General features: G+C 45.3%; 11 protein-coding genes and 2 pseudogenes. 9 read left to right on the top strand and 4 right to left on the bottom strand.

What is annotated here, in order from left to right; all coding sequences use genetic code 11:
* The 3 genes and pseudogenes from Q0J41_RS03445 to Q0J41_RS03435 form a co-directional block, all read left to right on the top strand.
* Nucleotides 1–175, top strand: a 175-nt coding sequence (locus Q0J41_RS03445; protein WP_296226146.1) for a transposase domain-containing protein, incomplete at its 5' end; no start/stop codon positions are given.
* Between the two features lie 214 nt (nucleotides 176–389).
* Nucleotides 390–1,664, top strand: a complete 1,275-nt coding sequence (locus tag Q0J41_RS03440) for a Rib/alpha-like domain-containing protein (protein WP_296226142.1) — start codon at nucleotides 390–392, stop codon at nucleotides 1,662–1,664.
* A 353-nt stretch (nucleotides 1,665–2,017) separates the two neighbouring features.
* Nucleotides 2,018–2,314 (top strand): annotated as a pseudogene (locus tag Q0J41_RS03435) (diguanylate cyclase); the annotation flags it as partial.
* A gap of 85 nt (nucleotides 2,315–2,399) precedes the next feature.
* On the opposite strand, the gene Q0J41_RS03430 reads toward Q0J41_RS03435, so the two are convergent.
* The 4 genes from Q0J41_RS03430 to Q0J41_RS03415 all read right to left on the bottom strand — a co-directional run bounded on the left by Q0J41_RS03430 (nucleotide 2,400) and on the right by Q0J41_RS03415 (nucleotide 5,271).
* Nucleotides 2,400–2,843 carry a DUF1751 domain-containing protein gene (locus Q0J41_RS03430; protein WP_296226139.1) on the bottom strand — a complete coding sequence of 148 codons (444 nt, stop codon included), beginning with the start codon at nucleotides 2,841–2,843 and terminating at the stop codon, nucleotides 2,400–2,402.
* Nucleotides 2,844–2,889: 46 nt separating this feature from the next.
* Nucleotides 2,890–4,233, bottom strand: coding sequence for an MATE family efflux transporter (locus Q0J41_RS03425; protein ID WP_296226137.1), 1,344 nt, complete (start codon nucleotides 4,231–4,233; stop codon nucleotides 2,890–2,892).
* A gap of 61 nt (nucleotides 4,234–4,294) precedes the next feature.
* Nucleotides 4,295–4,717, bottom strand: coding sequence for an ABC transporter ATP-binding protein (locus Q0J41_RS03420; protein ID WP_296226136.1), 423 nt, complete (start codon nucleotides 4,715–4,717; stop codon nucleotides 4,295–4,297).
* Between the two features lie 77 nt (nucleotides 4,718–4,794).
* Nucleotides 4,795–5,271, bottom strand: coding sequence for a hypothetical protein (locus Q0J41_RS03415; protein ID WP_296226135.1), 477 nt, complete (start codon nucleotides 5,269–5,271; stop codon nucleotides 4,795–4,797).
* A 169-nt stretch (nucleotides 5,272–5,440) separates the two neighbouring features.
* Here Q0J41_RS03415 and Q0J41_RS03410 point away from each other — a divergent pair, with 169 nt between their 5' ends.
* From Q0J41_RS03410 to Q0J41_RS03385, 6 genes and pseudogenes are all read left to right on the top strand, one after another.
* Complete coding sequence (locus Q0J41_RS03410) at nucleotides 5,441–5,971, top strand: GNAT family N-acetyltransferase (RefSeq protein WP_296226133.1); 531 nt, start codon at nucleotides 5,441–5,443, stop codon at nucleotides 5,969–5,971.
* Nucleotides 5,972–6,044: 73 nt separating this feature from the next.
* A complete protein-coding gene (locus Q0J41_RS03405; protein WP_296226131.1) occupies nucleotides 6,045–7,085 on the top strand; it encodes a YdcF family protein in 1,041 nt (346 codons plus the stop codon).
* A gap of 261 nt (nucleotides 7,086–7,346) precedes the next feature.
* The gene (locus tag Q0J41_RS03400; protein WP_296226129.1) at nucleotides 7,347–7,913 is read left to right on the top strand and encodes a ribonuclease H; all 567 of its coding nucleotides are present in this window, start codon (nucleotides 7,347–7,349) and stop codon (nucleotides 7,911–7,913) included.
* Nucleotides 7,914–8,128: 215 nt separating this feature from the next.
* A pseudogene (locus tag Q0J41_RS03395) lies at nucleotides 8,129–8,722 on the top strand (IS607 family transposase); the annotation flags it as partial.
* A 30-nt stretch (nucleotides 8,723–8,752) separates the two neighbouring features.
* Nucleotides 8,753–9,469 (top strand): ribonuclease H family protein, encoded by a 717-nt coding sequence (locus tag Q0J41_RS03390; RefSeq protein ID WP_296226144.1) that lies wholly within the window; start codon nucleotides 8,753–8,755, stop codon nucleotides 9,467–9,469.
* 44 nt (nucleotides 9,470–9,513) lie between these two features.
* A complete protein-coding gene (locus Q0J41_RS03385; RefSeq protein WP_296226127.1) occupies nucleotides 9,514–9,822 on the top strand; it encodes a rhodanese-like domain-containing protein in 309 nt (102 codons plus the stop codon).
* Nucleotides 9,823–9,911 lie beyond the last annotated feature (89 nt).

The following is a 9,911-nucleotide window of genomic DNA, read 5'->3' as shown; positions in this document are numbered from 1 at the left end:
ATCCATGGCAATTATTATGAGCATACTCGAAACTGCCAAGCAAAATGGCTTGGATCAATTCAAATATATCAACTATCTTCTGGACAAATTGCCCAATGAGCTGTCATTATTAGACACTCAACGTCTGGAAGCCTATTTACCATGGGCTGAGAATGTCCAGCTCCACTGTAAATAAAGTCCTATAAACTGATTAATCCCATCTTAGCATTGCTAGGATGGGATTTTAATATACTCTGCTATTGGGTGCTTACGATGATTGTTTTGTAAAAAAGCAATTTGACAAATAGAACGTTTGGGTCAAAAATTAAAGTATGTAATCATCTAGTAATATGTGAGAGGACGAAATTATTGGTAAAAAGCTGAAAGCGATCAGTAAGGTTTCTGTTGCCTTGGCTCTTTTGGGCGCTGCTGTTCCAGCAGTAGAAGGAACTCCAACTGCCATGGCTGCGAAGAAGACTACCAAGAAGGCTAAGAAATCTACCAAGAAAGCTGCTAAGAAGACTACCAAGAAGGCTAAGAAGTCTACCAAGAAATCTGTAAAGAAGAGTACGAAAAAGGCGAAGAAAGCCAAAAAGAGTACCAAGAAGAAGTCGACTAAGAAAGTAGCTAAAAAGACTAGTAAGAAGAAAGCTACTAAGAAGCCGGTTAAGAAGGTTGCTAAAAAGAAGGTAGTCAAGAAGACCGCAAAGAAGGCTGCTCCAAAGAAGACTACTAGCAAGAAGACGGCCAAAAAGGTGGTAAAGAAGGCGACTACCAAGAAGCCGGTCAAGAAAGTTGTTAAGAAGACTACCACTAAGAAACCCGCTCAGAAGGTTATTAAGCGTCTGACTATGGCAGACAAGTACCAGCCAAAAGTCAAGAGCGGTACAGTTAAAGTAGATTGGGGTGCGGATCTTACATCTTATTTAGAAGGTTATCGTCCGGAAGACTTTATTACCAATAAATCTTCTTTGCCGTCAGACGTTGGCTATGATTACTTAGATAAAGTTGATACTAAGAAAGGTGGCACATACACGACTAGAATTCAAGCAACATATAGTGACGGATCAAAAGAAGTTGTTGGTTCAGTAACTTTTGTTGTTCCGACTACTGATGTTGATAAGTATCAGCCGACTGTTCATGATGTAGCGCTCGAGTACGGTGCAGATTATTCAATCCGTAAGGACTTTATCACTAATCCAGCAGGCTACTTCCCAAATGACCCAATCTTTTCACAATTTGAGTGGACATCTGATAGAACACAGTTTGACTTACAAACAGATTCAGAAAATTCATTCTCCGTTAGGGAGCCAGGGACTTATACGGTACACGTTAAGGTAACTTATCCAGACGAATCTTATGAAGATACCAACAAATTTAAGATTACAGTGTTACCGTCACAAGCTGAAACGATCAAGGTTGCACCAAAAGCTTCAAGTTTTACGGTTTCATCATCCTCAGCTTTAGAATACCGGGATTATGATTTATTGGAAAATACATTAGTTGATCCAAGTTTCTTTTTGACTAACGCATCTGCATTACCGAAGGGAACTGTGGTGTATTTCAATGGTTCTTTGGACTCTACAGATACATTGGATCCAGGGAAATATGAAAGCTATTTAACTATCAAGTTCCCAGACGGTAGTAGCTACGACACCGACAACTTCATCGTTAACGTCAAATAATCCCAATAATCCAGTCCACTTTCGGACTGGATTATTTTTATCCCACAAATCCCGGCGTCCCACATTTCACTTCCTCTGGACTAGCAAGGGCGGACTTGAAGATGCTGACCCAATTCCTAAAGAGGAATTCCGCCAGCTGCCGGCTAATGGCGGCAGAACGCTTAACAAAGAAATTGAGGATAATATATTAGAACTGATCCGCAACTATGACAAGAACCGGCACGTCTATGTCCTTAAGAGCTGGACGACTGATGAATGGAAGTCTAAGCCAGAAATCCATGGCGAGCAAGTACAAAGAGCCAAAGCCATGCAGGCCATTTTAGACATGATCAAAAGAGCAAAGATCCAGAATAAGCTTGCTCCAGTCCTGGCTGCCTGACTCCAAGGTGGTTAAGGGCTTCAACACAACTTTTGCTGCAACTCTGCAAAGCGGAAAAATTGGCGACCTGCCAACCACGGTTCTTCTGGCCAGCGATGACCAGGAAGCTAAAGGGACCATCAAGAAAGCTTTAGCTGGCAGCGCCTTGCGGGTATTTAACGCCGGTGCTTTGAAGCGGGCAAGAGAACTGGAAGCAACTGGTTTCCTGCAAATGCCCCTAGCAGCCAGCGAACAAATCGCCTGGACTGGCGGCTTAGGCTTCGTTGAATAAATGAAACTGCTTAGCTGATTTTGTCAATTTTTCCTCAAAAAATAAAATACCCACTAACTTGTTTTAGCAAGCTGGTGGGTATTTTTTAGTCCAGGCCCCAGGCATGTATGAGCAGGTTTAAGATAACAGTCAAAATAACGAGCAGAATCAAGCTGATCGAGTAGACCTTCGTGCTGGTTTTGCTGCCGGACCAGAATTCTTTGAAGCTGATCTTCTCATCAGTGATGAAATAGTCAGTAAAGATAATGCTGATGCCAATTAAAAGGTCCATGGCCATAGTAGAAAAGGTGAGCAGCAAGGATGGCTCAAAGTCCGCTAAAAAGTAACTGGCAGTTGTAAGAAACAGATAAATCGCATTTGGAATTAACATGAAAATGTTGGTCCAATAAATAAAGCGCCGGCGTTTTGGCCAGAATTGGTCCATATCAGCTCCACCGATCAAAAGCTTTCGGGTATTAGCAAGTAAGGCCAGGCAGGCGATGGCTAAAAGCAGGCCAATGATGGAAATAATCGTAAAAACAATATGCATATTTAACTCCTCAGATTAGTGATAGAATTGCTGAATTATCGAAAAATCAGTTAGCTGGCTTAACTGCCTTCTTGTGCAGGTAGTAAAGCCCAGCTAAGTCAGCCAGGGCCCAGCCGATTGGGATGCTGGCCCAAATTCCGATATAGCCGATTGAAGGAATCGCGGACAAGAGGTAGGCCAAAAGAACCCGGGTACCTAAGGAAAAGATCGTCAAAACAACAGAGATCATTGGCTCATCAATTGCCCGGAAGTAGCCATAGAACATAAACAAGAAACCAATCAAGGCATAGAAGCTACCTTCGATCCGTAAGTAGCCAATACCGATCTGAATTACTTCCGGGTCACTGCTAAAGAGGGCCAGCAAAGGCTTGGCCCAAATGACAACCAGACTGCTGATGACCAGGCAGAAGGCCAGAATCCACCAGCTGGCCTGCCGGTTACCCTGCTTGATCCGGTCTGCCTGCCGGGCACCATAGTTTTGCGCGACGAAGGTGGAATAGGCATTACCAAAATCCTGGACAGGCGAGTAAGCCAGGGTATCGATCTTAACGGCTGAGCTAAAGGCCGCCATAACGTTAACGCCAAAAGAATTGATCCGGCCCTGCACCATGAGGATGCCCAGGTTCATGATCGATTGCTGCAGGGCTGTCAAGCCGGCTAAAGACAGAATGCTCTTACTGATAGCTTGGTCATAGACCATAGCTGCTTTTTTAAAACGGAGCTGGGCAAAATGTTGCCAGGCATAGATGGTTAAACATAGGCCGGCAAAGAACTGGGAAATGACGGTGGCTAAGGCTGACCCGGCCACGCCAAGCCCTAGTCCTGCTACCAGCCAGATGCAGAGAATAATATTCAAGACTGAAGACAGGCAGAGGAAGACCAAGGGAATGGCTGAATTGCCAATGGCGCGCAGACTGCAAGCAAAGTAATTGTATAAGAATGTGGCTGGAATCCCCGCGTAGATAATCAGCAAATATTGGTTGAAAAGAGCCTGGATGCTGGCCGGGATGGCTAAAAGATTAGCTGTAAACCATAGTAAGAGATAGACCAGGAGAGTCAAAAGGATAGAGAAAAGGCCAGTGCCGCAGAAAGAGAGCCAGTTGCCAATTGAAAATTCCCGGTCCTCTTTCGCTCCGTATTTCATTGACAAAAATGCTCCGCAGCCCATGCTGAGACCGAGAATGATGGAGGTCAGAAAGATCATTAAGGTATAGGCTGAGCCGACAGCGGCTAAGGCATTTTTACCAATAAAGCGGCCAACGACCAAAGTGTCTGTTAAGTTGTAACATTGCTGGAGAACGTTGCCGGCCATCAGGGGCAGGGCAAATTTGACCAGACCAAGGCTGATGCTGCCGGAGGTCAGATCAATGGTAGATTTGTTTTTGGACATGGATTACTCCCAGATTACTTTTTCGACAAAAAATCCCTGCCTTCTAAAGCAGGGAGGGCAATTAAGGAGCCGGGAAGAAATTAATCAGGCCGGCAAAGGCAGTGATCACGACAACTGCGATGAGCCAAAACTTTTGCCTTTTCTTCAGATTCTTGAAGTAAACACACAGACTCTTGTATCTGGCATCTGTTAAGAAGTCATCGCAGAAGATGACGAATTCCAGCAATAGATTGCCGGCAAAAAGGAAGAAGGCGGTTAAGGCAGTAACGGAAAAAGCTGAACTCCAGTAGTTCCACAAGTAGACCATGTTGAGCAGGATTTGGATTACAAAGGCAGAAAGGGTTAGCTTGGAGAAATTGTCGTAAGGTGCGGCAGTTTCCTTATTTCCGGTGGTTAATTTCTTTCTGGCTTTCAGCAAAATGACCAGGTCAAGTAGCAATATAGCCAAACTGATCCCAACTAAAAGTAAGAAAATTATATTCATGTTCCCTCCAGAGTGAGTAAAATTACTATATGAATTATAGCATTTATCAGCTGGTAAAAAGTTCTGGCCGCATACTCCTAGAAAGGGAATAACTGGTCAAGTTCCGCGAAAGTCGGGTAGGGCGGCAGGCCGGTTAATTTGGCGAAGATGAAGGGGACAAACAGAGAAGAAACATAGATGGCGAGCTTGATTTGGTCTGACCTGTCAAAATATCCCCAATATTCTTTGATCGTAAAAGATTCTGCTTCATCATCAAAAAGATATGTATACAAGCGGGCATCGAATAAGATCAGCAATTCAAAGATAGACAAGATAAATTGTGTCTGGGTGTTAAATTCGAAGTAGCCATAAAGCAAATTGATGAGAGTGATCAGCTCAGCCGCGATCAAAAGCAGAGCAAGTTCCAGCTGGATCAAGAGCAGGCAAAGTTCAGTGATCAAGGCAGGGATGCTGTCGCCCACCAAGTCATTTCTCCAGGCTTGCGGCAGGGCAAGCAGGTGGCAAAGGACCAGGACCAGGCTAAAGCGGACAATCATGAACAGAATTTCAGACATATTTTTCTTCCCTCCAAAAGCAAATAAAACATTTGTTCTAATAGCTGTAACTCGATTATAGCACGTCAGTTCGGCTTGGCCAGGGGAACAGGAAAAATAGTGACTAGGAAATCCGGTCACTATGTTAAGATTGTTTTTAACTGATGATTTAAAAATCCAGGAGGAAAAAATGGAACTAGTTACTGATAGATTGCGCCTGCGGACCTGGGAAGAAAGTGATGCTGCCCGCCTTTATGAATTAGCTAAGGATCCAGCTGTTGGTCCTGCCGCTGGCTGGCCCGCCCATAAATCTGTTGCAGAGAGCCTGCAGGTGATTCAAGAGAATTTGCAAGTCCCGGAAACTTACGCGGTTTTGCGGAAAGACGGCAATCTTTTGATCGGTTGCGCGGGCTTGAGATTTGGTGAGGATGCCTGCTCAGAAAAAGATGATGAACCAGAACTCGGCTATTGGATCGGCAAAGAATACTGGGGGCGCGGCTATGCCCCAGAAGCTGCAACTTGCCTAATTGACCATGCTTTTGCCAACCTAAACTGCAAAGCTGTCTGGTGCTGTTACTATGAAGGTAATGACAAGTCAAAGAGGGTCCAGGAAAAACTTGGCTTTTCCTATGTCAAAACTGATCCAGAGGGTGACACCCTGCTTGGCTATAAATTGCCTGAAGTCGAAAACGTCCTAAAGCGAGAAAGCTGGCTGAAATAGTTGCTATTACTTTGGCGGGATCGATGCTATGATAAAAAGCATAACAATCTATTGCTAATCGGAGTGGAGTTTAATGAAAGATCTTATATCAGATATTCTGCCAACCGTCTTTTGGGGCGGACTTTTTTCGTATTCGATGTACCGGGACCGGAGCAGATATAGAAATGTAGTCTTGCTGCTTTTGACGGGCATGTCGGTTCTGGGTTTCATCTATTCGCTGTTCAGCTCTGAAGTCAGCGGCGTTTTGGCCTTGATTACGATGGCATTAGTTGGCCTGGCTTTCTTGATCTTGCCTTTCTTCTTATTTGTAAATGGTTTGTACATGATCAAGCGGGAAGGGCGGTCATTAGGCAATCTTTTGTCCTTCTTACTAGGCTTAATCTTAATTGCCGGTGAACTCTCATTTTTCCTCTGGTTCTTTGGCCTCTTGGTTGGACCGGAGCTGGGCGTTAACATGAGTGCTCTGGTGCCGTATTCTCCGTTTTTTGCCTTCTATGGGCTTTCAGCAGGCTACCTGTCGGTTACCTTCGTGTCTTTCTTGCTTTACTGCCTCTTTTTGCAGATTATTCCGCACCGCCGGGATTTCGATTACGTGATCATTCATGGGGCTGGGATTAAAAAAGATGGTACCGTGACTAAACTGCTGGCGGACCGCTGCGACAAGGCGATTGAAATTTATCGTAAGGATCCGACCTCGCCTTACCTGGTTCCTTCGGGCGGACAAGGCAGCGATGAGGTTTGCAGCGAGGCGGAAGCCATGCGCAAGTACCTTGTTTCTAAAGGCATCCCTAAAGACAAGATCTTGCTGGAAGATAAATCCAAGACAACCATGGAGAACGTGACTTTTTCCAAAAACTTGATTGAAAAAAGACCCGGCCGCAAGTATACAGCATTGGTGACCAGCAACTACCATATTTACCGGGCCATGCGGTATGCCAAAAGGGCGCAGCTAAAAGCCGTTGGAATCGGCTCACGCGTAGCGCCTTACTACTACCCAAGTGCCTTGATCCGTGAATTTGTGGCGGTTCACAAAGAACGCAAGCACTTGATCCTTTTTGCCATTGGTTATCTGCTTTTCGTCAGTCCAGTTATTGTCATAATGCTGGCAGCGTAATGATGATTTTTAGCTGCAGAAGGCAATTTCCTTGGCAGAAGCAAATATATCTAAAAAACGTGCTAAGCAAGCAGAACTTGTTTGGCACGTTTTTTGCGCTCTAACGGGGTGGCTTTTTTATCTCTAAAAATATATTCTAAAAACGTAAGTAATTGTTTTCAAAATGTGTGTAATGTACTATAATAAACTTGTCAGATGAAGAGAAAATGCTTCAATGACATAAACACGTCCATTTGAAATGTTATTAAGGAGAATCACACTATGACTAAAAAAACTTTGACAAAAGAAGAAAAAATGAGCTATATCGAGGAGCTGGAAGCAGAACAACTTGAATCCGAATACGATGCCTGGATCTTTACCGACGGTGGCTGCCGCAACAACGGCAACAATGCAGGTGGACACGTTTTGCCGACTGACAAGGCAGCATGGGCATACGTGATCTTGCATGATGGACATGCTATGACCGCTACTGGCGGCAAAGTCGGAGCTACTAACAACCAGATGGAAATGACGGCTGTTCTTGAAAGCTTGAAGGCTCTTGAAGACATGGAACTTAGCCAGAAGAAGCTGTTGCTTTCCTTAGATTCAGACTATGTTCGCAAGGCCCTCAGTGACTCTGATGGGACTGCTTGGATCAAAGGATGGAAAGAACGGGGCTGGAGAAATTCCAATGGGAAACCAGTTGCCAATCAGGACTTGTGGAAGGAAATTGATAAGGAAATTTCTAAGTTCTCAGATTTGACTTTGAAGCACGTCCCTGGCCATGCTGACAGCGATGGAAACAACCTAGCTGACGCCCTTGTTAATGAACAGATGGACGAGATGTAACAATTCTCGTTTTTCATCAACAGCATCCCTCTCGCGCAGATCATTCTGCCAAGAGGGATGCTTTTCTTTTTCTTTACTTCTTGAAAAAAGTCGCGGCCTAGAAGTTAATTGCAACCAGTAGCAGTCATTCATATCCATTATTATGTGTAAGTGCTAACGACAAGTATGCAAGTCATGTTATACTAGTAGCAAACAATGTGAAGGGGCCTTTTATCGTGAAGAAATACAAAGTAGGCGAAGCTGCTGAAATCCTTGACGTCTCTGTTGCCACTCTACAAAGGTGGGACCGTGAGGGCAAACTTAAGGCTGAAAGAAGTGCCACAAACCGGCGTTACTATACCCAAGAGCAGCTAAACCAGTATCTTGGTGCTGCCAGCAACGACGGCAGAATAAACGTGATCTATGCCCGCGCGTCGGCTGCTTGGGGAAGCGATGATTTGGCCAAGCAGGAGAATTTTTTGCTGGACTACTGTAATGCCAACGGTATTACTGTGAGTGAGAATATGTCAGACATTGGCAGTGGCCTGAATTTTAACCGTCCGGAATGGAACCAGCTCTTGCAGAAAGTTGAAGACCGCGAGGTTAACAAGATCTACGTGACCCACAAAGACCGCTTTGTACGCTTGGCTTTTGACTGGTTTGCCAATTTCTGCAAGCGCCACGGAAGTGAAATCGTGGTCATCAATAACCCCACGACCAGCCCCAGCCAAGAACTGGTGGATGACCTGGTCAGCATCATCAATCTTTTCTCCAGCCGCTTGCCTGGCCTGAGGCGTTACAAGGCAGAGATCAAGAATGATCAAGAGCTGGAAGCAGCGGAACAAGTTACGGATGCTGAAGTGAAGCAAGCAGAAAAAGCTAAAAAAACTTATGCTGTCAGAAAAGGCCGTCAGCCAGGAATCTATTACAGTTGGCCGGAAGCTGAAAAGCAGGTAAACGGCTTCCCGGGAGCTGAATACAAGTCCTTCAGCAGTGAGTCGGATGCCTTGAACTACTTGAAGCTGGATCCAGCTGATCCGCAAAATGCAGTTAAGCAAGAAGCAGAATACGATAAGAAAGATTATTCTGCCGTTATTTATACCGGGGGTGCCTGCCGCAGCACCGGCGCGCGCAAGGGCAGCCATGTCCAAGACAACGATAAGGCTGCTTGGGCCTACATGATCGAGCATGATGGCCAGCAGCTTGCTGATAGTGCCGGCCGTTTGGGCGCAACCAATAACGAAATGGAAATGACTGCTTTTCTGGAAAGCTTGAAGAAGCTGGAACAGTTGGGCCTGACCCAGCAACCTTTGCTGTTTGTCTTGACTTCCCAGTACGTTATCAAGTCAGTCAGCGACACAAAAGAAGGCCCGGCCTGGATGAAGAGCTGGAAAAAGCGGGACTGGAAGACGGCTAACGGAAAGCCAGTAGCCAACCAGGAACTCTGGCAGGAGATTGACCGGGAGCTGGCCAAGTTCGATAGCTCCAAGCTGAAATTTAAATGGTTAAGAAGCACGGTCAGTGATGCTGGCAGCGACTTTGTTGATAGTTTGCTGATGAAACGCATGGCAGAATGATGTGCTATAATTCGATATATTAATGCGAATTTAAGGAGGAGCCCATGAGCCTATTTCAAGTAAATGACATTAACGCCGGAGTTGAAGAATACCAGAAAACGCCGCAGGCTAAACTGATCGACGTCAGAGAAGAGGATGAATACGCAGCAGGGCATATCCCTGACAGCATCAACATCCCCTTGAGCAAGATCGATTCCGCCCAAGGCGAGATCACAGACCTCGATACTCCGCTCTTTGTCTATTGCCGCAGCGGTAACCGGAGCGGCCAAGCAGTTGCCTGGCTTAAGCAAGCTGGCTACAGCAAGGTCAAAAACATAGGCGGGATTGCCAACTATAGCGGCAAAACTAAATAAAGTAGAGATCAAGTATCCAAAAACTTAGATAAGAAAAGGACACCCATCGTGATGATATGACTCCCGAAATTAGGACACTAATTTCGGGG

The organism is uncultured Lactobacillus sp., assembly GCF_944327175.1.
Lineage (GTDB): Bacteria > Bacillota > Bacilli > Lactobacillales > Lactobacillaceae > Lactobacillus.
This window is presented reverse-complemented; position numbering and strand designations above follow the sequence as displayed.

Bases quoted from the DNA above. Each gene is read 5' to 3' on its own strand.
- Q0J41_RS03385 (WP_296226127.1), top strand. From the start codon at position 9,514: ATGAGCCTATTTCAAGTAAATGACATTAACGCCGGAGTTGAAGAATAC.
- Q0J41_RS03415 (WP_296226135.1), bottom strand. From the start codon at position 5,271: ATGTCTGAAATTCTGTTCATGATTGTCCGCTTTAGCCTGGTCCTGGTC.
- Q0J41_RS03410 (WP_296226133.1), top strand. From the start codon at position 5,441: ATGGAACTAGTTACTGATAGATTGCGCCTGCGGACCTGGGAAGAAAGT.
- Q0J41_RS03420 (WP_296226136.1), bottom strand. From the start codon at position 4,717: ATGAATATAATTTTCTTACTTTTAGTTGGGATCAGTTTGGCTATATTG.
- Q0J41_RS03405 (WP_296226131.1), top strand. From the start codon at position 6,045: ATGAAAGATCTTATATCAGATATTCTGCCAACCGTCTTTTGGGGCGGA.
- Q0J41_RS03425 (WP_296226137.1), bottom strand. From the start codon at position 4,233: ATGTCCAAAAACAAATCTACCATTGATCTGACCTCCGGCAGCATCAGC.
- Q0J41_RS03430 (WP_296226139.1), bottom strand. From the start codon at position 2,843: ATGCATATTGTTTTTACGATTATTTCCATCATTGGCCTGCTTTTAGCC.
- Q0J41_RS03400 (WP_296226129.1), top strand. From the start codon at position 7,347: ATGACTAAAAAAACTTTGACAAAAGAAGAAAAAATGAGCTATATCGAG.